The sequence below is a fragment of the Litchfieldella xinjiangensis genome, from assembly GCF_000759345.1.
GTDB classification, from domain to species: domain Bacteria; phylum Pseudomonadota; class Gammaproteobacteria; order Pseudomonadales; family Halomonadaceae; genus Litchfieldella_A; species Litchfieldella_A xinjiangensis.
The window spans coordinates 1-21,298 of sequence record NZ_JPZL01000002.1 but is presented as its reverse complement, the minus strand read 5'-3'; the positions used below and the strand labels follow the sequence as shown (position 1 = coordinate 21,298).

Sequence of the window (21,298 nt, the reverse complement as noted above, 5' to 3'; positions counted from 1 at the left end):
CCTGCCCTTATTCGGCGCCAGAGAAGTCTTCGAGCGTCTCGCCCGCAGCCAGGGACACGTATGCCTTACGGTAACCCTTGCGTTGGCCGATGCCCTTTGCAGTGCGCTTGGTCTTGCCTTTCATGTTCAGGACCTGGACGCGATTGACCTTCTTGCCGAACAGAGCTTCAACAGCCTGCTTGATTTCCGGCTTGGTCGCGTCACTTGCCACCTTGAACACATACTGGTTGTTCTCGGCGGCGAAGGCGGCCTTCTCGGTCATGTGCGGACCCAGCAGCACCTTGAAAACGCGTTCCTGATTCATGCCAGCTTCTCCTCGAATTTGCGCAGAGCGGAGACGGTGACCAGCACCTTGTCGAAGGCAACCAGACTCACCGGGTCAGCGGCAGCAACATCCACGACATCGACGTTGGGAATATTGCGCGCGGCCAGATAGAGCTTTTCGTCAACGTCTTCAGTGACGATCAGCACTTTCTCCAGCTCAAGCTCCTTGAGCTTGGCAACCAGCTGCTTGGTCTTCGGCGCGTCGACAACAAATTCATCAACCGCAACCAGACGTTCCTGACGCACCAGCTCGGAGAGGATCGAACGCATAGCCGCACGGTACATCTTGCGGTTGACCTTCTGCGAGTGATCCTGAGGACGTGCAGCGAACGTCACACCACCACTACGCCACAAGGGGGAGCGAATGGTGCCGGCACGCGCACGACCCGTGCCCTTCTGGCGCCACGGCTTCTTGCCACCACCACGCACATCAGAGCGAGTCTTCTGAGCGCGGGTACCCTGGCGACCACCGGCCAGATAGGCGGTGACGACCTGGTGAACCAGCGCTTCATTGAATTCGTTGCCGAAGGTGGCGTCAGATACCTCAACAGTACCGGCGCTTGCACCTGCAAGATTCAGATTCATCGTTAACCCCCTCAGCGAGCTTTGACGGCAGAGCGCACAATGACGTCGCTACCCGGCGCACCCGGGACGGCGCCCTTGATGAGCAACAGATTGCGTTCGGCATCGACACGTACGACTTCCAGGCTCTGTACGGTGCAGCGGACGTTACCCAGCTGACCGGCCATTTTCTTGCCCTTGAAGACGCGACCCGGCGTTTGACACATGCCGATAGAACCCGGTGCGCGATGCGACAGGGAGTTACCGTGAGTCATGTCCTGGGTGCGGAAGTTCCAGCGCTTGACTGCGCCCTGGAAGCCCTTGCCCTTGGAGGTGCCAGTCACATCGATCAACTGGCCAGCTTCGAAGAGGGATACGGTGAATTCGCCACCCACTTCAGGAGCTTCTTCGCCTTCTGTCAGACGGAACTCCATCAGTGAACGACCGGCCTCGGTACCTGCCTTGGCAAACTGTCCAGCTTGCGCCTTGGTCAAGTGCTTGGCCTTGCGGGAACCGGCTGTAACCTGCACGGCGCTATAACCGTCAGACTCGACAGTCTTGACGCGCGTCACGCGATTCGGCTCAACCTCGATAACGGTTACGGGCACGGAAGCGCCATCTTCGGTAAAGACACGGGTCATCCCGGCCTTCTTACCGACTAAACCGATAGTCATGTTCAGTCTCCTTTAGTGTACGGGGCTATCACCCGCTATGGCTGCCCTTTCCAGAGCATTCCACTAGCACATTGTGTGGCGCCATCACGGCGCGTCGGTCTCTCCCAACCCTATGTCGGAAATAATACCGAAGTGTCTAGTGTGGTTTCAGTCGAGCTTGATCTGCACGTCCACGCCAGCAGCGAGGTCGAGCTTCATCAGGGCATCAACGGTCTTTTCCGTGGGCTCGACGATATCGAGCACACGCTTGTGGGTCCGGATCTCATACTGATCGCGCGCATCCTTGTTGACGTGCGGCGAGATCAGGATGGTATAGCGCTCACGGTTGGTCGGCAGCGGAATCGGACCACGAACCTGAGCACCGGTACGCTTGGCGGTTTCAACGATCTCCGCGGCGGACTGGTCGATCAGGCGATGGTCGAAGGCCTTCAACCGAATGCGAATCTTCTGGTTCTGCATTTGCCCTAAACTCCAATGGCTTTCAACGGCGCGAGCCGTCTACCCACGCATTCAAAGGATGCGCATTATAGGCATGCCTTTTCCTGGAGTCAATGACCGGAAAAGGATGCGCAGAAAGGGGGCTCCCTTGGGAGCCCCCTTCGATCATCGTAAAGCCGAGGCTTACTGGACGATCTTGGCGACGACGCCGGCGCCAACGGTACGACCGCCTTCGCGGATAGCGAAGCGCAAGCCGTCTTCCATGGCGATCGGCGCGATCAGCGTGACAACCATCTTGACGTTGTCACCAGGCATGACCATCTCGACACCTTCCGGCAGTTCACAGGTACCAGTGACGTCAGTGGTACGGAAGTAGAACTGCGGACGATAGCCCTTGAAGAACGGCGTGTGACGACCACCTTCTTCTTTGGACAGGATGTAGACTTCAGACTCGAACACGGTGTGCGGGGTAATTGTGCCCGGCTTGGCCAGAACCTGACCACGCTCGACGTCGTCACGCTTGGTGCCACGCAGCAGGGCACCGACGTTCTCACCGGCGCGACCTTCGTCGAGCAGCTTGCGGAACATCTCGACGCCAGTAACGGTAGTCTTGGTGGTGTCGCGGATACCCACGATTTCCACTTCCTCACCGCTCTTGACGATGCCGCGCTCAACGCGACCGGTAACAACGGTACCGCGACCGGAGATGGAGAACACGTCTTCGATCGGCATCAGGAACGGCTGGTCGATAGCACGCTCCGGCTCGGGAATGTAGTCGTCAAGCGCCTTGATCAGGTTGGCAACAGCAGTCGTACCCATGCCGTTGTCATCCTTACCTTCCAGCGCCATCAGGGCAGAGCCGGTAATGATCGGCGTGTCGTCGCCCGGGAAGTCGTACTCGCTCAGAAGTTCGCGAACTTCCATCTCGACCAGCTCGAGCAGTTCTTCGTCATCGACCATGTCAGCCTTGTTCAGGAACACGACGATGTAAGGAACGCCAACCTGACGAGACAGCAGGATGTGCTCGCGAGTCTGCGGCATGGGGCCGTCAGCGGCAGAACAGACCAGGATCGCGCCGTCCATCTGGGCAGCACCGGTGATCATGTTCTTGACGTAGTCGGCGTGTCCCGGGCAGTCAACGTGCGCATAGTGACGCACTTCAGACTGATACTCGACGTGAGCGGTGGCGATAGTGATACCGCGCTCGCGCTCTTCCGGGGCGTTATCGATAGAATCGAACTGACGCCACTCGCCGCCGAAAACCTCGGCAGAAACACGGGTCAGAGCCGCTGTCAGCGTAGTTTTACCGTGGTCGACGTGACCGATGGTGCCGACGTTGACGTGCGGTTTGGAACGTTCAAATTTTTCCTTAGCCACTGCTATAACCTCTTTACGTTGCTAACGGTTAACCGTTCTGGTTGATGACGGCTTCAACGACGCTGGAGGGCGCCTCGTCGTACTGCGCAAACTCCATGGAGTAGCTTGCACGGCCCTGGGACTGAGAGCGCAGGTCGGTTGCATAACCGAACATCTCGCCCAGCGGCACCATTGCGCGGATGATCTTGCCCGAAGAGGAATCATCCATGCCCTGCACCAGACCGCGACGACGGTTCAGGTCGCCCATGACGTCACCCATGAACTCCTCGGGTGTCACGACTTCGACCCTCATCATCGGCTCCAGCAGCACGGCCTTGGCCTTTCTGGCACCTTCTTTGACCGCCATGGAAGAGGCGATCTTGAACGCGGTCTCGTTAGAGTCCACGTCGTGGTAGGAGCCATCATACAGCGTGACCTTGACGTCGATCATCGGGTAACCCGCGATGACACCGTTCTGCAGCTGCTCAAAGGCCCCTTTCTCGACGGCCGGCACGTATTCCTTGGGAACCACACCACCGACGATCTCGGACGTGAACTTGAAGTGCATCTCCTCGTCCTCGCCCTTGTCCTCCGCAGTTAGCGGCTCGATGCGCAACCAGACATGGCCGAACTGACCACGACCGCCAGACTGACGCACGAACTTGCCTTCCTGCTCGACCTTGCCGCGGATGGTCTCGCGGTATGCCACCTGCGGCTTGCCGATGTTGGCCTCGACCTTGAACTCGCGACGCATGCGGTCGACGATGATATCGAGGTGCAACTCGCCCATGCCAGAGATGATGGTCTGACCTGTCTCTTCGTCGGTCTTGACGCGGAAGGACGGGTCCTCCTGGGCCAGCTTGCCCAGAGCAACCCCCATCTTCTCCTGGTCGGCCTTGGACTTCGGCTCCACTGCCACGGAGATGACGGGATCCGGGAATTCCATGCGCTCAAGAACGATCTTGTCATTCAAGTCACACAGGGTGTCCCCAGTGGTCACATCTTTAAGGCCGATACAGGCCGCGATGTCCCCGGCGTATACTTCCTTGATCTCCTCACGGGAATTGGAGTGCATCTGGACGATACGACCGACGCGCTCCTTCTTCTCCTTGACGGAGTTGTAGACGCTGTCACCGGACTTCAGAACACCCGAATAGACACGAATGAACGTCAGTGTGCCGACGAACGGGTCTGTGGCGATCTTGAATGCCAGCGCAGAGAAAGGCGCACTGTCGTCCGCTTCACGCGTGGCGATGGTGCCATCCTTGTCGTCAAGCTCACCCTCGATGGCCTTGACCTCGGTGGGCGACGGCATGAACTCGATGACACCGTCCAGTACGGCCTGAACACCTTTGTTCTTGAACGCCGAGCCGCAGGTGACCAGCACGATCTCGTTGTCGAGGGTACGACGACGCAGACCGGCCTTGATCTCCTCGACGGAGAGCTCACCGCCTTCAAGATACTTGTCCATCAACTCTTCGGACGCCTCGGCCGCTGCCTCGACCATCTCTTCGCGGTACTTCTCAGCGGTTTCCTGCAATTCGGCGGGAATATCGACGAGGTCATAGCTCATGCCCTTGTCTTCTTCATTCCACAGAATGCCCTTCATCTGCAGGAGATCGATGACGCCCTTGAAGTCCTCTTCAGTGCCCCAGTTGATCTGGATTGGAACCGCATTGGCACCGAGACGGGACTTGAGCTGCTCGACGACCATGAAGAAGTCAGCGCCAGCACGGTCCATCTTATTGACGAAGACCATGCGCGGAACTTCGTACTTGTTGGCCTGGCGCCACACGGTTTCGGTCTGCGGCTGTACGCCTGAAGAACCGCACAGCACGACCACGGCACCGTCGAGCACACGCAGTGAGCGCTCGACTTCGATAGTGAAATCGACGTGCCCAGGCGTGTCGATGATATTGATGCGATGTTCGTCGAACTGCTTGTTCATACCCTGCCAGAAGCAGGTAGTCGCGGCGGAGGTGATAGTGATACCACGCTCCTGCTCCTGCTCCATCCAGTCCATGGTAGCAGCGCCATCATGAACCTCACCGACCTTGTGCGACAGGCCGGTATAAAACAGGACACGCTCGGTAGTGGTGGTCTTGCCGGCGTCGACGTGGGCCACGATACCGATATTGCGGTAACGCTTGAGCGGAGTCTTGCGTGCCACGATGAAATTCCCCATTGCTGAGAGGCACCGCCAAAGGGGCGGCACCTCGTGTATGGAAGTCGGCGTTAGAAACGGTAATGAGAGAAGGCCTTGTTGGCCTCTGCCATACGGTGAACGTCTTCACGCTTCTTAACCGCCGCGCCCTTACCCTCAGAGGCATCGAGCATCTCACCAGCAAGACGCTGAACCATGGTCTTTTCACCACGGTTACGGGCCGCATCGACGAGCCAGCGCATGGCCAGCGCCTGACGGCGCGAAGGCCGAACTTCGACCGGGACCTGGTAAGTGGCACCACCCACACGACGCGACTTGACCTCGACCATCGGCTGGATGGCTTCGAGCGCCTTGTCAAAGATTTCCAGCGGCTCGTCCTTGCTACGCTCGGCAACCTTGTCGAGTGCACCGTAAACGATGCGCTCTGCTACAGACTTCTTGCCGCTGAACATCAGGTGGTTCATGAACTTCGCCAAGCGCTCACTTCCAAACTTGGGATCCGGCAGGATCTCGCGCTTCGCTGCTACTCTTCTTCTAGGCATGATAAGCCCTCAATTGAAGGGTCCTTCAGGTAAACCCGAGACTCCTGCGAATCGTGAACATCGTCACGCAGCGCTCGACCTTACTCTTATCTGACCGTTTCGACTCTCGATTGACGCCCTGGCTTATGCCTTGGGACGCTTGGTGCCGTACTTGGAACGACCCTGCTTACGGTTCTGAACGCCAGAAGTATCCAGGGCGCCACGAACGGTGTGATAACGCACACCCGGCAAGTCCTTGACACGTCCGCCGCGAATCAGGACCACAGAGTGTTCCTGAAGATTGTGGCCTTCACCGCCGATATAAGAAGACACCTCGAAACCGTTGGTCAGGCGCACGCGGCAAACCTTACGCAGGGCCGAGTTAGGCTTCTTGGGGGTGGTGGTGTAAACGCGGGTGCAAACCCCACGCTTTTGCGGGCAGGCCTGAAGCGCCGGCACGTCACTTTTCGTGACCGGACGCTTGCGCGGCTTGCGCACGAGCTGATTAATCGTTGCCATGGTCTGTAGCTGACTCCAATGGTTGCCTTGGCCTTAAAAAGTGGCGTGGACGCACCCACCCCACTATTAAAGGCTGCGAATTCTACTGTCTTGCCCGGTTAGGCGTCAAGACCAGAGCCAAGCCTGGTCTTGACGCCCCTTGCCTCAGATTTCTTCGTCGTCGGCGTCCAACGCGGTGAGCTGAGCGCCCAACTCCTGCTCGACGTCATAGGCCGATGGCTGCAGGATGCGCTCGGCGTCTTCACGCTTGCGACGACGCTCGGCGTGGTGAGTCAGGCCGGTCCCTGCCGGAATCAGGCGACCTACCACCACGTTCTCCTTGAGGCCACGCAGGTAGTCGCGCTTGCCGGTCACTGCGGCCTCGGTCAGTACGCGTGTCGTCTCCTGGAACGAAGCCGCAGAGATGAACGATTCAGTCGCCAGGCTGGCTTTGGTGATACCCAGCAGCAGACGGTCGAACTTGGCCGGGAACTTGTCGGCCTCGGCCAGGCGAGCGTTCTCTTCGATCACCCGCACCAATTCGACCTGGTCGCCGGTAATGAAGCTCGAATCGCCAGCATCGGTGATTTCGACCTTGCGAAGCATCTGGCGCACGATCACTTCGATGTGCTTGTCGTTGATGCCCACGCCCTGGAGACGATAGACCTCCTGCACTTCGGCAGTGATGTACTTGGCGAGCTCCGAGACACCCAACAGGCGCAAGATATCGTGCGGGTTGCTCGGGCCGTCGGAAATCACTTCGCCACGCTCGACAGTCTCGCCTTCGAAGACTGCAATCTGACGCCATTTCGGGATCAGCATCTCGAACGGATCGCCGGATTCCGGTGAAATCGTCAGACGCCGCTTACCCTTGGTTTCCTTCCCAAAGCTCACCACACCGCTGATTTCAGCAAGGATGCCTGGCTCCTTGGGCTTGCGAGCTTCGAACAAATCGGCAACTCGCGGCAGACCGCCGGTGATATCCTTGGTGCCGGATGCTTCCATGGGAATACGGGCGATGACTTCACCCACACCGATGGTAGATCCATCATCGACGGAAACGATGGCGTTGCCCGGCAACATGTACTGTACGGGCGTATTAGAGCCCGGCAGTGAAACCGCTTCGCCAGCGTCGTCCAGCAGCATGATCAATGGCCGCTTGTCACGGCCCGCCGCCGGACGTGCCCCTGTCTCGATCACCTCGATCGATGACAGACCGGTCATCTCGTCAACACTCCGGTAAATCGACAGACCTTCATCCATGTCGACGTACTGGATCTTACCTTCCACCTCGGCAACGATCGGGTGCGTGTGCGGATCCCACTTGGCAACCGCCTGGCCAGCCTCAACCTCGTCGCCATCACGTACCGAAATTTCGGCACCGTACGGCAACTTGTAGTACTCACGCTCGCGACCATGCTCATCAGCAACGGCAAGTGCGCTAGAACGAGAAACGACAACCAGCTTACCGTCGCCACGCTCAACGGACTTGATGTTGTGCAGACGCACTTTGCCGCCATGCTTGACCTGCACGCTGTCCACTGCCGAAGCACGTGATGCCGCGCCACCGATGTGGAATGTCCGCATCGTCAGCTGAGTGCCCGGCTCACCGATCGACTGGGCAGCAATGACACCCACAGCCTCACCGATGTTGACCTGATGGCCCCGTGCCAGGTCGCGGCCGTAACAGGACGAGCACACCCCGTGCGGGGTTTCGCAAGTAATGGTGCTGCGCACCACGATCTCGTCAACGCCCATCACGTCCAGGTCTGCGCACCATGCTTCGTCGAGCAATGTGCCACGCGGAATCAGCACTTCCTCGGTAGACGGATCGATGACTTCCTGTGCCACCACTCGGCCGAGTACACGCTGGGCGAGGGAGACAATGATGTCGCCGCCTTCGATGATCGGGTGAAGCGTCAAGCCCTCTTCGGTCCCGCAGTCCGCTTCGGTGATGACCAGGTCCTGCGCCACATCGACGAGGCGTCGTGTGAGGTAACCGGAGTTGGCCGTCTTCAGTGCCGTATCCGCAAGGCCCTTACGCGCCCCGTGTGTCGAGATGAAGTACTGGAGTACGTTCAACCCCTCGCGGAAGTTGGCAACGATCGGCGTCTCGATGATCGAGCCGTCCGGCTTGGCCATCAGGCCCCGCATCCCCGCCAGCTGGCGGATCTGGGCGGCACTACCCCGGGCGCCGGAGTCGGCCATGATGAATACGCTGTTGAACGAGTCCTGTTCGACCTCGTTGCCATCACGGTCGACGACGGTCTCCTTGGAGATCCCCGTCATCATCGCCTTGGCTACCTTATCGTTGGCTTTGGACCAGATATCGATAACCTTGTTGTACTTCTCGCCAGCGGTCACCAGACCCGAGGAGAACTGGTCCTCGATTTCCTTGACCTCGTCCTCGGCCGCATCGACGATGCCCTTCTTCGCATCGGGGATGACGAAGTCGTTGACACCGATCGAGGCCCCTGACCATGTCGCCAGACGGAACCCGGTATACATCAGTTGGTCGGCGAAAATGACCGCTTCCTTGAGGCCCGCGCGACGATAGACCTCATTGATCAGCCGTGAAATCGCCTTTTTCTTCATCGGCTGGTCAACCAACTCGAATGGAGCGCCCTTGGGCAGGATGCGGAACAACAGCGCGCGCCCTACGGTGGTATCGAAGATCGAGGTATTCTCGATCAGTTCACCGTCCTCTACTTCCGGAAGGTGCTCCGTCAGGCGCACCTTGACCCGTGCATGCAGTGAAACGCTCTGAGTACCGAAGGCGCGCTCCACTTCATTGAGGTTAGCGAAGACCATGCCTTCGCCCTTGGCATTGATCTTCTCGCGGGTCATGTAATACAGACCCAGAACGACGTCCTGAGACGGCACGATGATCGGCTCACCGTTGGCCGGGGATAGGACGTTATTAGTCGCCATCATCAACGCACGGGCTTCGAGCTGGGCTTCCAGAGTCAGCGGTACGTGAACCGCCATCTGGTCGCCATCGAAGTCGGCGTTGTAAGCGGCACATACCAGCGGGTGCAGCTGGATGGCCTTACCTTCGATCAGCAACGGTTCGAAGGCCTGGATACCCAGACGGTGCAGCGTCGGCGCGCGGTTGAGCAGTACCGGATGCTCGCGAATGACCTCGGCGAGAATGTCCCACACTTCGGGCAGCTCGCGCTCGACCATCTTCTTTGCCGCCTTGATGGTCGAGGCCTGACCATTGAGCTGCAGCTTCGAGTAGATGAAGGGCTTGAACAGCTCCAGCGCCATTTTCTTCGGCAGACCGCACTGATGCAGCCGCAGCGTTGGGCCCACCGTGATGACCGAACGACCGGAGTAGTCGACACGCTTGCCCAGCAGGTTCTGGCGGAAACGCCCCTGCTTACCCTTGATCATGTCGGCAAGCGATTTCAGCGGGCGCTTGTTGGAGCCCGTAATGGCACGTCCGCGACGACCGTTATCCAGCAGGGCATCCACCGACTCCTGCAGCATGCGCTTTTCGTTGCGCACGATGATATCGGGCGCATTGAGGTCGAGCAGGCGCTTCAGGCGATTGTTACGGTTGATGACGCGACGATAGAGATCGTTCAGATCCGACGTTGCGAACCGGCCACCGTCCAGCGGTACCAGAGGGCGCAAATCCGGCGGCAGTACCGGCAGCACTTCCATGACCATCCATGCGGGCGCGTTGCCGGAATGGTAGAAGGCTTCCAACAGCTTGAGTCGCTTGGACAGCTTCTTGATCTTGGTTTCGGAGTTCGTCTGCGGGATCTCGTCACGCAGCTGATTGATTTCCTCTTCCAGATCGATGTCCTGCAGCAGAGCCTGTACCGCTTCGGCCCCCATGCGCGCATCGAAATCGTCCCCGAACTCTTCCAGGGCCTCGAAATACTGTTCATCGTTGAGCAGCTGACCACGCTCAAGCGTGGTCATGCCCGGATCGATGACCACGAAGCTCTCGAAGTAGAGTACGCGTTCGATATCCCGCAGGGTCATGTCCAGAAACATGCCGATCCGCGACGGCAAGGATTTCAGGAACCAGATGTGCGCCACCGGCGAAGCCAGCTCGATATGACCCATGCGCTCACGACGCACAGCAGCCTTGGTAACCTCGACGCCGCACTTCTCGCAGATGATGCCGCGATGCTTCATGCGCTTGTACTTGCCGCACAAGCACTCGTAATCCTTCACCGGGCCAAAGATCTTGGCACAGAAGAGGCCATCCCGCTCCGGCTTGAAGGTACGGTAGTTGATGGTCTCGGGCTTCTTGACCTCGCCGTAGGACCAGGAGCGGATCATGTCCGGCGACGCGAGCGTGATCTTGATCGCGTCGAACTCGTCGGACTGTGCCTGCGATTTGAGGACTTTCACCAAATCTTTCATGGGAGGCTCCTAGCTCTCTAACTCGATATCGATGCCCAGCGAGCGGATTTCCTTCACCAACACGTTGAAGGATTCCGGCATACCCGCCTGCATGGTGTGGTCGCCATCGACGATGCTCTTGTACATCTTGGTGCGACCTTCCACGTCGTCGGACTTGACGGTGAGCATCTCCTGGAGCGTGTAGGCAGCGCCGTAGGCTTCCAGCGCCCACACCTCCATCTCGCCGAAGCGCTGGCCACCGAACTGCGCCTTGCCGCCCAGCGGCTGCTGTGTGACCAGCGAGTAGGAGCCGGTGGAACGCGCATGCATCTTGTCGTCGACTAGGTGGTTGAGCTTCAGTATGTACATGTAGCCAACGGTGACCGGCCGGTCGAATGTATCGCCGGTACGGCCGTCGTACAGTGTCATCTGGCCGGAATCGGGTAGACCCGCCAGACTCAACAGGTGCTTGATCTCGTGTTCCTTGGCGCCGTCGAAGACCGGCGAGGCCATGGGAACACCCCCTTGGAGGTTCTTGGCCAGTGCGATAACTTCCTCGTCGGTGAGAGAACCGATATCTTCCTCACGGGTACCCGGGGTGTTGTACACCTTGCCCAGGAACTCACGAATCTCCGCGACCTGTTGACCGCGCGCCTCACGCAGCATCTCGCCGATGCGCTGCCCCAGGCCGTGCGCCGCCAGCCCCAGGTGAGTCTCGAGCACCTGCCCGACATTCATCCGCGAAGGAACACCGAGCGGGTTGAGCACCACGTCGACCGGCTCGCCTTTCTCGTCGAACGGCATGTCTTCGACCGGCATGATGGCAGAGATGACACCCTTGTTACCGTGACGGCCGGCCAGCTTGTCACCCGGCTGAATGCGACGCTTCACGGCCATGTAGACCTTGACGATCTTGAGCACGCCCGGAGCGAGGTCGTCGCCTTGGGTGAGCTTGCGCTTCTTGTCTTCGAAACGCTCGTCCATTTCCTTGCGACGGTTCTCCAGCTGCTCATCGGCCTGAGCCAACAACTCATTCAGGCTCTCGTCCTGCATGCGCAACTTGAACCATTGCTGGCGTGGCAGCTCTTCCAGGTAGTCGTCACTCAGGACGTCACCTTTCTTCAGCTTGGGCCCGCCATTCACGGCCTGACCAGAGAGGGTCCGCTTGAGGCGCTCGAATGTAGCGTCCTCGGCGATGCGGTAGGTCTCCTGCAGATCCTTGCGTACCTCGTCGAGCTGCATCTGCTCGATAGACAGCGCACGGGAATCCTTCTCCACGCCATCGCGGGTGAAGACCTGTACGTCGATCACGGTGCCCTTCATGCCGGTGGGCACACGCAGAGACGTATCCTTCACATCGCTGGCCTTCTCACCGAAAATGGCACGCAGCAGCTTCTCTTCCGGCGTCAGTTGTGTCTCGCCCTTGGGCGTGACCTTGCCAACCAGAATATCGCCAGAGCCGACTTCAGCACCGATGTAGACCACGCCGGCCTCGTCCAGCTTGGATAGTGCCGACTCACCCACATTAGGGATGTCTGACGTAATCTCTTCGGCACCCAGCTTGGTGTCACGAGAGACGCAGGTCAGTTCCTGAATATGGATGGTGGTGAAGCGATCTTCCTGCACTACACGCTCGGACAGCAGGATTGAGTCTTCGAAGTTGTAGCCGTTCCAGGGCATGAAGGCGATACGCATATTCTGGCCAAGCGCCAGGTCACCCATATCCACTGAGGGGCCATCCGCCAGAATGTCGCCACGAGCCACGACGTCGCCCGGACGCACGATGGGACGCTGGTTCATGCAGGTATTCTGGTTGGAACGCACGTACTTGGTGAGGTTGTAGATATCGACGCCGGCTTCGCCGCCGATGATCTCGTCTTCGTTGATACGCACCACGATCCGCTTGGCATCGACAGAATCGATGACCCCGCCGCGGCGTGCAACGGCGCAGACACCAGAGTCTCGTGCCACGACACGCTCGAGCCCGGTACCTACCAACGGCTTGTCGGCACGAAGCGACGGTACCGCCTGACGCTGCATGTTCGAGCCCATCAGAGCGCGGTTGGCGTCGTCATGCTCGAGGAACGGAATCAAGGCCGCTGCCACCGAGACCACCTGACGGGGAGAAACGTCCATCAGGGTGACTTTGTCAGGCGCCACGAAGGTGGTCTCGCCGCGATGACGCACCTGAACCAGATCGTCGACCAGCTTGCCGCTTTCGTCGACCGTTGCCGATGCCTGGGCGATGACGAAGTCACCTTCCTCGATGGCCGACAGATGCATGACATCGTCGGTGACCTGACGATCCACGACCTTGCGATACGGTGTCTCGAGGAACCCATAACTGTTGGTATGGCTATACGTGGCCAGCGAGTTGATCAGGCCGATGTTAGGACCTTCCGGCGTCTCGATCGGGCATAGACGTCCGTAGTGAGTCGCATGGACGTCGCGCACCTCGAAGCCAGCGCGTTCGCGAGTCAGACCGCCCGGGCCCAACGCCGACACACGACGCTTGTGCGTGACCTCGGATAGCGGATTGTTCTGATCCATGAACTGTGACAGCTGACTGGAACCGAAGAATTCCTTGACGGCAGCGGCAACTGGCTTGGCATTGATCAAGTCCTGCGGCATCAGGCCTTCGCTCTCGGCCATCGAGAGGCGTTCCTTGACCGCACGCTCGACACGGACCAGACCGACACGGAACTGGTTTTCGGCCATCTCACCGACGCAACGGATACGACGATTGCCCAAGTGGTCGATATCGTCGACATCGCCAAAGCCGTTACGGATGGCGATCAGCTCCTTGAGAACGTCAAGGATATCCTGCTTGTCGAGTACGCCAGAGCCTGTGTCCTCATCGCGACGCAGGCGACGGTTGAACTTCATGCGCCCCACACCCGAGAGATCGTAGCGATCTTCGGTGAAGAACAGGTTGTTGAACAACGTCTCGGCAGCCTCCTTGGTGGGCGGCTCGCCGGGGCGCATCATGCGATAGATCTCAACCAGGGACTCGAGCTGGCTGCGGGTGGTATCCAGTTTCAGCGTATCGGAAATGAACGGACCGCAGTCGAGATCATTGGTATAGAGCGTGTCGAGCTTGGTAATGCCTGCCGTAGCCAGCTTCTCCAGCAGGTCGGCAGTAACTTCGGTGTTGCATTCACAGATCAGCTCGCCGGTGTTGGGATCGACCTGATCCTTGGCCAGCGTCTTTCCGTACAGGTACTCCATCGGAACTACGAGACGTTCGAGGCCCGATTTTTCCAACTGCCGGATGTGCTTCTGGGTAATGCGACGACCCTCTTCGACAATCACGCTGCCATCGCCATCCTTGATGTCGAAAGTGGCAGTCTCGCCACGCAGGCGCGAAGGCACGAGCTCCACGGAGAAGCCGGACTTCTCGATATGGAAGGTGCTGGTATCGAAGAAGGTATCAAGGATCTCTTCGGCGCCCATACCCAGCGCACGCAGAAGCACCGTAGCCGGCAACTTGCGGCGACGGTCGATACGTACGAATACGCTGTCCTTGGGATCGAACTCGAAGTCGAGCCAGGAACCACGGTAAGGAATGACCCGAGCGGAGTACAACAGCTTACCTGACGAGTGGCTCTTGCCCTTGTCATGGTCGAAGAAAACCCCGGGGCTGCGATGCAGCTGGGAGACGATGACCCGCTCAGTACCATTGACGACGAAGGTACCGTTCTCGGTCATCAGGGGGATTTCCCCCATGTAGACTTCCTGCTCCTTGATATCCTTGATCGCCTTGTTCGACGACTCTTTGTCGTAGATGATCAGGCGAACCTTGACGCGCAAGGGCGCAGAGTAGGTGACGCCACGCAGTTGACATTCCTTGACGTCAAAAGCCGGCGTACCAAAGCGGTAGCTAACGTATTCGAGCGCTGCATTCCCCGAGAAGCTCTCGATCGGAAAAACAGACCTGAAGGCGGCGTGCAACCCTATCTCGAGTCGCTCTTCCGGTGCGCGATCCTGCTGGAGAAAGTCGTAGTAGGAATCAAGCTGGATGGCCAGCAGGTAGGGCACATCCATCACTTGGGGCAGTTTGCCGAAATCCTTGCGGATGCGTTTTTTCTCAGTGTATGAGTAAGCCATCTGTATTCCCCAGCTTGTTCACCATGGGTGACCGATGCGTGTCGGCGCCACCGGACGGATCCGACTCCGTCAGGCGTTGACGGCAAGCCCTCTCAGGAGAGCTCGCCGTCGGTATTCGGCTAGCGACTAAGCCATCATGGCCGCCGGCTAGTAACAACAGAAAAAGGCCGGCAGCGGGCATCCCGCCACCAGCCGTGGAACTTACGCTGCGCGTAGAGTTCCTGACCCCAAGGGTTACTTGAGCTCCACAGAGGCGCCAGCTTCTTCCAGCTTCTTCTTGGCAGCTTCTGCGTCGTCCTTGGACATGGCTTCCTTGATGGTCGACGGAGCACCGTCGACGGCACCCTTGGCTTCCTTCAGGCCCAGACCAGTGATCTCGCGCACGACCTTGATGACGTTGACCTTCTTGTCACCGGCTGCGGTCAGCACCAGATCGAACTCAGTCTGCTCTTCGACAGCTTCGCCGGCAGCAGCGGGACCAGCCACGACAGCGGCAGCAGCAGAAACGCCGAACTTCTCTTCCATGGCGGAAACCAGTTCGGCCACTTCCATCACGGACATTTCAGCGACGGCGTTGATGATATCTTCTTGAGACAGTGCCATTTTCATGTTCCTAAACTTTGCGGAGCCTTAACCGAGATCGGCAAGTGCTCATGATTCAACAATCGGCTCAGACTGCAGCGTCCAGGGAGGCCGTTAAGCGGCGCTCTCCTGCTTCTGATCGCGCAGTGCTGCGAGGGTACGAACCAGCTTGCCTGCAGAAGCTTCTTTCATGACAGACATCAGCTTGGCAATCGCTTCATCGCGTGTCGGCAGAGTCGCCAGACGGTCAAGATCGGCAGCGGGGATGAACTCTCCCTCATAGGCCAGCGCCTTGACTTCAAAGTCCTTCTGCGACTTGGCAAATTCCTTGAACAGACGAGCTGCGGCGCCCGGGTGCTCATAGGAAAAGGCCAGCATTGTCGGACCAGAGAAAGTCTCGTTCAGGCACTCCCAAGGAGTGCCTGACAGCGCGCGGCGTGCCAGTGTGTTACGTACAACACGGATCTGGACGCCATTCTCGCGGGCCTGCTTGCGCAAATCAGTCATTGCGCCCACAGCCACGCCACGAGAATCGGCAACTACGACGGAAAGAGCGTCCTTTGCAGCTTCACTGACCTCGGCAACGATCGCCTTCTTGCCTTCAAGTGCTAGTGGCACAGTGATCACTCCTTCGTGCCGGACCCTCGTTCGAGGAATCCGGTGTTTACCATCTCTCCAGGCGACACTGACCATGCCTGGAGCCTTGGGGATGGTGCTCACCAGATATCTGGCGGCAACACCATCTGCGCAGGCGCCTCAGGGGCAATTAAGCCGCGCCTAACAAAGCGCGGCGCCTGCGGTCTTTGACGGTGCCCCGCCCCTACCTGTCGAAACAGTGCACGGGGACCGCAAAGTTACTGCCTGTTTACCGTTACACAAAAGCGCTGTGATCGACGGTGATGCCCGGGCCCATGGTAGTGGACATGGTCATCTTCTTTAAATAGATACCCTTGGAGGTGCTTGGCTTAAGCCTTTTCAGGTCATTAACCAACGCTTCCAGGTTGCCACGAATAGCGGTGGCATCAAAGTCGGTCTTACCCAAGGTAGTGTGGATGATGCCATTCTTGTCTGTGCGGAAACGCACCTGACCTGCCTTGGCATTCCTAACGGCTGTCGCGACGTCGGGCGTCACGGTACCCACCTTGGGGTTAGGCATCAGGCCGCGCGGCCCTAGGATCTGGCCCAACTGACCAACGACACGCATCGCATCCGGAGAAGCAATGACCACGTCGAAATCGAGCTGGCCCTTTTTTACCTGCTCGGCCAGGTCATCCATGCCTACGATATCGGCACCGGCTTTTTTCGCAGCGTCGGCATTGGCACCTTGCGTGAAGACGGCAACACGAACGTCCTTGCCTGTACCGTTGGGCATGACGGTGGCGCCACGTACGACCTGATCGGATTTACGCGGGTCGACGCCAAGATTGATGGCGACGTCCACGGACTCCTTGAACTTGACGGTCGATACTTCGCTCAACAGGGCCACAGCTTCCTCGATGGAGTAGACCTTGCCAGCATCAACCTTGTCGCGAATCATCTTAGCGCGCTTGGATAGCTTAGCCATGATCAAAGCCCCTCCACGTTGAGACCCATGCTACGGGCACTGCCTGCAATGGTACGCACGGCAGCATCAAGATCCGCAGCCGTCAGATCCGGTTCCTTGGCCTTGGCGATCTCTTCGAGCTGCTCTCGTGTGACAGTACCGACCTTGGTCTTGTTCGGCTCACCGGAGCCGGACTTGATCCCAGCGGCCTTCTTCAGCAAGACAGCAGCCGGCGGCGTCTTGGTCACGAAGGTGAAACTACGGTCGGAATAGACCGTAATTACAACAGGCGTCGGAAGACCCGGCTCGAGATTCTGCGTCTCGGCGTTGAACGCCTTGCAGAACTCCATGATATTGACGCCGTGTTGGCCCAGCGCGGGACCTACGGGAGGACTCGGATTGGCTTTACCCGCTGCGACCTGCAGCTTGATATAAGCCTGTACTTTCTTGGCCATGTTTCACTCCAGTTGGGTAGTAGCGCCTTTCGGCTCCCCGGATTTATCGAGCCGGCGACCCGGCTCAAACGATTAGTACGTTCCTCAGGTTATTCTTTCTCAACCTGAGAGAACTCAAGCTCAACGGGCGTGGCACGTCCAAATATCAGAACACTGACCTGCAAACGGCTCTTGTCGTAGTTGACCTCTTCTACAACGCCGTTGAAATCTGCAAAAGGACCGTCAATGACGCGCACGGACTGCCCGGGCTCGAATAGCGTCTTGGGACGTGGCTTGTCTGTGCCGTCCTGGACACGACGCAAGATAGCGTCTGCCTCTTTCTGGGTGATGGGTGCCGGCTTTTCCTTGCTACCACCGATGAACCCCATCACACGCGGCGTTTCATTGACCAGGTGCCAAGTAGCGTCTTCCATTTCCATTTCTACCAGCACGTAGCCCGGGTAGAACTTGCGCTCACTCTTACGGCGCTTGCCGTCACGCATCTCGACGACTTCTTCGGTGGGCACAAGAATCTCGCCAAAGCGATCTTCCATGCCAAACATCTTCACCCGCTCGATAAGCGAACGCATGACATGCTTCTCGAAGCCGGAATAGGCATGGACGACATACCATCGCTTGGACATGGAATCTCCTAACCAATGATGCCGGACATTGCCCAGCCAAGAAGGGTGTCGATCAACCAAAGAACCAGGCCAACCACCAGCACGGCCACCAGAACGATGGCGGTCGTTTGCACTGTCTCAGGGCGAGTCGGCCACACGACACGCTGTATTTCTTTGCGCGAGCTGCGTGCCAGCTCCACCAAACTACGCCCCTTGGCGGTAGTCAGCGCGACCCCGGCAGCCAGCGCGCACATGGCAACCACGCCCAGCACTCGATAGAGCATGGCCTGGTCATCGAAATAGGAGTTACCAACGACAGCGACTACCACCAAGGCGACGACAACCGCCCACTTGAGCCCGTCGTGGCGCGACTCCTGCACCTCGGCGTTATGTTTCATTAAAATGAGACTCCTCAGGGTGCAGCAATCGAAAACAAGACAGTATATGAGATCAAGCCAGCCTGGGGAAGGCTGGCAGGCCAGGAGGGAATCGAACCCCCAACCTGCGGTTTTGGAGACCGCTGCTCTGCCAATTGAGCTACTGGCCTGTAACTACTTCTCGCAAGCCTCTTGCAGGCTACCTGCGCGACAGCGGGCGCTATAATAGCGAATAGCAGCCCGTCTTACAACCCCGGGTTTCCGGGTAAAGAAAAGGCGAGCCTGTGCTCGCCTGTTCGATATGGAGCTCATGGACGGATTTGAACCGTCGACCTCACCCTTACCAAGGGTGTGCTCTACCCCTGAGCTACATGAGCGCAACCCTTGCATGCCTGGAGCGGGCAGCGGGAATCGAACCCGCACTATCAGCTTGGAAGGCTGAAGTTCTACCATTGAACTATGCCCGCTTGCCGACTCTTGCAGCCGAACCAGCTAATCCGCTTCGGCAAAACTGGTGGAGGGGGAAGGATTCGAACCTTCGAAGCTTTCGCGGCAGATTTACAGTCTGCTCCCTTTGGCCACTCGGGAACCCCTCCAACTGGCGGCAAATTCTACCGCATTTCACAACCCTGTCAAGCAGTTATCCATCTTCCTTACTGCTCGTACCTAGACGCGACCGGCTGCGAACGCGCAGAATTATGTCAAAGCAGTGCCGAGAATGCAAGCGCGGCGCGAATTTTTTCTAGCGCAACCGGCGCTGGTACCTGTGGGGCCCCCGACATGCGACCTGCACGCTCTGCCGCAGTCAGCGGAAAGCAGGCCTCCAGACCACCATAGACCATGTCCGGCCACACGGCGTGAGGAATACGGATCCCCCGGGACACAACACGCGCATCCCCTCCCGTCATTACCAAGGGTAACGAAACCCCTTCACGATCGCATACTTCGCCATAAATACGGTTGACGGCGCTGACCGCGGCCATATAAATACCGTGATTGACGGCCTCGATCGTGTTGCGTCCAGGGGTTAACAAGGTATCCGCTTCACTATCAGGATCGATGGCCACATTCCTCGTTCCCAGCTTGAGGCTTTCCTTCATCAGGCGCAGCCCTGGGAGTATATACCCCCCCAGGTGGCGTCCACCCGGTAGAACGAAATCCACTGTGATGGCGCTGCCGCAATCCACACTACAGCACCCACCAATCAGTTGGTAACCAGCCAAAGCGCCCATCCAGCGATCCACGCCAAGGCGAGCGGGTTCTTCGTAACCGTTGGTTACACCCAACGCTTCAGGAACCGACCTTGCCACATGTACCGTACCCACTCGGTGCTGCAACAACTGTACGGTTTCCTGCAGTACCGACTGCCGAGCGACGCTCGATATTCGAACGGCCTCGACGACATCAAGGTCAGGGATGTCCGAGCCAGGACGCCACTCCTCACGCGTCCAAACTGCGCCTCGCGATCTGATTTCGCTTGTAGCCGTGTCTTTTAAACGCCACTTGGACAGCGTATTGCCTATATCCAGGTCCAGTATCATGGCTGGCCACGCAAACTGATCTCGCCTCCAGTTAATCGATCAGGCCCATCAGAGGTCTCGATCAGAAGATTACCTGCCGCGTCGGCCTCGGTAACCTTGGCGGTATACTGCCGCGCCCCCTGTGTTACCAAGACCTCCTTGCCCGCATGCGCGTTACGCCTGTTCCAGGCATCCCGCCAGGGAGCGAACCCCTGCCCTTCAAAGCTCGCGAACAGACCTAACAATGCTGCCACCAGCTCAGATGCCAAGCGATTCCGGGATAATGTGGGCTGGTAATCATGGACTGACGCTACCGGCTGGTCGATCTGGCTGCGCACCGATGCCGGTAGGCTCACGTTGAGCCCCAACCCTGCCACGACCTCACAGGGGCCAGCGGCATCACCACTGACTTCGAGCAGGATGCCGGCAAGCTTCTGGTTTTTGCCTAACGCGTCGCTAACCAGTATATCGTTGGGCCATTTCAAGACGACAGGAAGACCATGCCGCTCGAGTACCTCCGCCATCGCCACTCCCACTGCCAAGCTGAGACCTTCAAGGGCAGCGGTCCCGGTTTCAAAGCGCCAACCAATGGACAACAATAGACCATGTCCCCAGGGGCATGCCCAGCCGCGACCCCGCCGCCCCCTGCCTGCACTTTGGTTTTCTGCCAGGCAGACTTCGGCATGCCCTGCTCCCTTCAAGAAGCGTTCACGCACAAAGAGATTGGTTGAAGGCAGTGTTTGCTCGATGAACAGGCGCGCCAGATGCTGGCGACTCTCTCGCTCGATTCCGGCCACGATAGTGGGCCCGCTGAGCAGCTCAAGCGGCTCGGGCAACCGGTAACCCAGGCCTTTCACCGCTTCAAGAGGGATATTCATGGCCTCCAGCTTCTTGAGCTGCTTCCACACGGCGGTCCGGGAAACACCGAGGCTGTCGCCAAGCTGTTCGCCCGAATGGAACTTTCCGTCGCTCAATAAGCGAATCAATTCGCCGATGATCATGAAGGGCCCCCAGCCCGGAAAAGCCTCATTCTATCGGAATGTGGCCAGGCCCGGGAATCTCCGCGACCAAAGTGGGGTTAGGCTATCGATCACGAAATGGATAGTCTCATCGAAGCCCTGGAGCGCCTGCTTGGTTGACGCCCTTTCGCACTGCCTGCACACCGCCAGCCTTGCGCTGGCGGTTTTTGGCGCTGCCCGAGCCACAACGAAAAA

18 protein-coding genes and 4 tRNA genes are annotated in these 21,298 nt (G+C 58.6%); all 22 read right to left on the bottom strand.

Annotated features, from left to right (window positions below):
• Positions 1 to 7: 7 nt before the first annotated feature.
• Positions 8 to 304: a 50S ribosomal protein L23 gene (gene rplW / locus JH15_RS07575; RefSeq protein ID WP_043529109.1), complete on the bottom strand. Its 297-nt coding sequence runs from the start codon at positions 302 to 304 to the stop codon at positions 8 to 10.
• Positions 301 to 909 (bottom strand): 50S ribosomal protein L4, encoded by a 609-nt coding sequence (gene rplD / locus JH15_RS07570; RefSeq protein WP_043529108.1) that lies wholly within the window; start codon positions 907 to 909, stop codon positions 301 to 303. Before rplD ends, rplW begins: the two co-directional genes overlap by 4 nt.
• Positions 910 to 920: 11 nt before the next feature.
• Positions 921 to 1,559: a 50S ribosomal protein L3 gene (gene rplC / locus JH15_RS07565; protein WP_043529106.1), complete on the bottom strand. Its 639-nt coding sequence runs from the start codon at positions 1,557 to 1,559 to the stop codon at positions 921 to 923.
• 147 nt (positions 1,560 to 1,706) lie between these two features.
• Positions 1,707 to 2,018 carry a 30S ribosomal protein S10 gene (rpsJ, locus tag JH15_RS07560; protein WP_016419080.1) on the bottom strand — a complete coding sequence of 104 codons (312 nt, stop codon included), beginning with the start codon at positions 2,016 to 2,018 and terminating at the stop codon, positions 1,707 to 1,709.
• Positions 2,019 to 2,180: 162 nt separating this feature from the next.
• On the bottom strand, positions 2,181 to 3,374 hold the full coding sequence (gene tuf, locus JH15_RS07555; RefSeq protein WP_043529104.1) for an elongation factor Tu: 1,194 nt from the start codon (positions 3,372 to 3,374) through the stop codon (positions 2,181 to 2,183).
• A gap of 28 nt (positions 3,375 to 3,402) precedes the next feature.
• Complete coding sequence (gene fusA / locus JH15_RS07550; RefSeq protein ID WP_043530520.1) at positions 3,403 to 5,523, bottom strand: elongation factor G; 2,121 nt, start codon at positions 5,521 to 5,523, stop codon at positions 3,403 to 3,405.
• A gap of 65 nt (positions 5,524 to 5,588) precedes the next feature.
• On the bottom strand, positions 5,589 to 6,059 hold the full coding sequence (rpsG, locus tag JH15_RS07545) for a 30S ribosomal protein S7 (RefSeq protein ID WP_043529102.1): 471 nt from the start codon (positions 6,057 to 6,059) through the stop codon (positions 5,589 to 5,591).
• 123 nt (positions 6,060 to 6,182) lie between these two features.
• On the bottom strand, positions 6,183 to 6,557 hold the full coding sequence (rpsL, locus tag JH15_RS07540) for a 30S ribosomal protein S12 (protein WP_043529100.1): 375 nt from the start codon (positions 6,555 to 6,557) through the stop codon (positions 6,183 to 6,185).
• 144 nt (positions 6,558 to 6,701) lie between these two features.
• On the bottom strand, positions 6,702 to 10,919 hold the full coding sequence (gene rpoC / locus JH15_RS07535) for a DNA-directed RNA polymerase subunit beta' (protein WP_043529099.1): 4,218 nt from the start codon (positions 10,917 to 10,919) through the stop codon (positions 6,702 to 6,704).
• A 9-nt stretch (positions 10,920 to 10,928) separates the two neighbouring features.
• Positions 10,929 to 15,005: a DNA-directed RNA polymerase subunit beta gene (gene rpoB / locus JH15_RS07530; protein WP_043529097.1), complete on the bottom strand. Its 4,077-nt coding sequence runs from the start codon at positions 15,003 to 15,005 to the stop codon at positions 10,929 to 10,931.
• A 234-nt stretch (positions 15,006 to 15,239) separates the two neighbouring features.
• Positions 15,240 to 15,608: a 50S ribosomal protein L7/L12 gene (gene rplL / locus JH15_RS07525; RefSeq protein WP_043529095.1), complete on the bottom strand. Its 369-nt coding sequence runs from the start codon at positions 15,606 to 15,608 to the stop codon at positions 15,240 to 15,242.
• 93 nt (positions 15,609 to 15,701) lie between these two features.
• Positions 15,702 to 16,205, bottom strand: coding sequence for a 50S ribosomal protein L10 (gene rplJ, locus JH15_RS07520; protein ID WP_043529093.1), 504 nt, complete (start codon positions 16,203 to 16,205; stop codon positions 15,702 to 15,704).
• Between the two features lie 253 nt (positions 16,206 to 16,458).
• Positions 16,459 to 17,151 carry a 50S ribosomal protein L1 gene (rplA, locus tag JH15_RS07515; protein WP_043529090.1) on the bottom strand — a complete coding sequence of 231 codons (693 nt, stop codon included), beginning with the start codon at positions 17,149 to 17,151 and terminating at the stop codon, positions 16,459 to 16,461.
• Between the two features lie 2 nt (positions 17,152 to 17,153).
• Positions 17,154 to 17,585: a 50S ribosomal protein L11 gene (rplK, locus tag JH15_RS07510; protein WP_043529089.1), complete on the bottom strand. Its 432-nt coding sequence runs from the start codon at positions 17,583 to 17,585 to the stop codon at positions 17,154 to 17,156.
• Positions 17,586 to 17,674: 89 nt separating this feature from the next.
• Positions 17,675 to 18,208 (bottom strand): transcription termination/antitermination protein NusG, encoded by a 534-nt coding sequence (gene nusG / locus JH15_RS07505; protein ID WP_043529087.1) that lies wholly within the window; start codon positions 18,206 to 18,208, stop codon positions 17,675 to 17,677.
• Between the two features lie 8 nt (positions 18,209 to 18,216).
• Positions 18,217 to 18,585, bottom strand: coding sequence for a preprotein translocase subunit SecE (gene secE / locus JH15_RS07500; protein WP_043529084.1), 369 nt, complete (start codon positions 18,583 to 18,585; stop codon positions 18,217 to 18,219).
• A 73-nt stretch (positions 18,586 to 18,658) separates the two neighbouring features.
• A tRNA-Trp gene (locus tag JH15_RS07495) sits at positions 18,659 to 18,734 on the bottom strand.
• A gap of 132 nt (positions 18,735 to 18,866) precedes the next feature.
• Positions 18,867 to 18,941: transfer RNA gene (locus JH15_RS07490), tRNA-Thr, on the bottom strand.
• A gap of 16 nt (positions 18,942 to 18,957) precedes the next feature.
• Positions 18,958 to 19,031: transfer RNA gene (locus JH15_RS07485), tRNA-Gly, on the bottom strand.
• Between the two features lie 45 nt (positions 19,032 to 19,076).
• Positions 19,077 to 19,160, bottom strand: a tRNA-Tyr gene (locus JH15_RS07480).
• Positions 19,161 to 19,265: 105 nt separating this feature from the next.
• Positions 19,266 to 20,105: a type III pantothenate kinase gene (locus JH15_RS07475; RefSeq protein ID WP_043529082.1), complete on the bottom strand. Its 840-nt coding sequence runs from the start codon at positions 20,103 to 20,105 to the stop codon at positions 19,266 to 19,268.
• Complete coding sequence (locus tag JH15_RS07470; RefSeq protein WP_043529081.1) at positions 20,102 to 21,085, bottom strand: biotin--[acetyl-CoA-carboxylase] ligase; 984 nt, start codon at positions 21,083 to 21,085, stop codon at positions 20,102 to 20,104. The genes JH15_RS07475 and JH15_RS07470 overlap by 4 nt, the downstream gene beginning before the upstream one ends.
• Between the last annotated feature and the right edge of the window lie 213 nt (positions 21,086 to 21,298).

Coding starts and splice junctions, on each gene's coding strand:
- secE (WP_043529084.1), bottom strand. CDS start 18,585: ATGAAACATAACGCCGAGGTGCAGGAGTCGCGCCACGACGGGCTCAAG.
- rplD (WP_043529108.1), bottom strand. CDS start 909: ATGAATCTGAATCTTGCAGGTGCAAGCGCCGGTACTGTTGAGGTATCT.
- rplW (WP_043529109.1), bottom strand. CDS start 304: ATGAATCAGGAACGCGTTTTCAAGGTGCTGCTGGGTCCGCACATGACC.
- JH15_RS07475 (WP_043529082.1), bottom strand. CDS start 20,105: ATGATACTGGACCTGGATATAGGCAATACGCTGTCCAAGTGGCGTTTA.
- rplC (WP_043529106.1), bottom strand. CDS start 1,559: ATGACTATCGGTTTAGTCGGTAAGAAGGCCGGGATGACCCGTGTCTTT.
- rplA (WP_043529090.1), bottom strand. CDS start 17,151: ATGGCTAAGCTATCCAAGCGCGCTAAGATGATTCGCGACAAGGTTGAT.
- rpsJ (WP_016419080.1), bottom strand. CDS start 2,018: ATGCAGAACCAGAAGATTCGCATTCGGTTGAAGGCCTTCGACCATCGC.
- JH15_RS07470 (WP_043529081.1), bottom strand. CDS start 21,085: ATGATCATCGGCGAATTGATTCGCTTATTGAGCGACGGAAAGTTCCAT.
- rpoB (WP_043529097.1), bottom strand. CDS start 15,005: ATGGCTTACTCATACACTGAGAAAAAACGCATCCGCAAGGATTTCGGC.
- rplK (WP_043529089.1), bottom strand. CDS start 17,585: ATGGCCAAGAAAGTACAGGCTTATATCAAGCTGCAGGTCGCAGCGGGT.
- rpsL (WP_043529100.1), bottom strand. CDS start 6,557: ATGGCAACGATTAATCAGCTCGTGCGCAAGCCGCGCAAGCGTCCGGTC.
- rpsG (WP_043529102.1), bottom strand. CDS start 6,059: ATGCCTAGAAGAAGAGTAGCAGCGAAGCGCGAGATCCTGCCGGATCCC.
- nusG (WP_043529087.1), bottom strand. CDS start 18,208: ATGTCCAAGCGATGGTATGTCGTCCATGCCTATTCCGGCTTCGAGAAG.
- rpoC (WP_043529099.1), bottom strand. CDS start 10,919: ATGAAAGATTTGGTGAAAGTCCTCAAATCGCAGGCACAGTCCGACGAG.
- rplL (WP_043529095.1), bottom strand. CDS start 15,608: ATGGCACTGTCTCAAGAAGATATCATCAACGCCGTCGCTGAAATGTCC.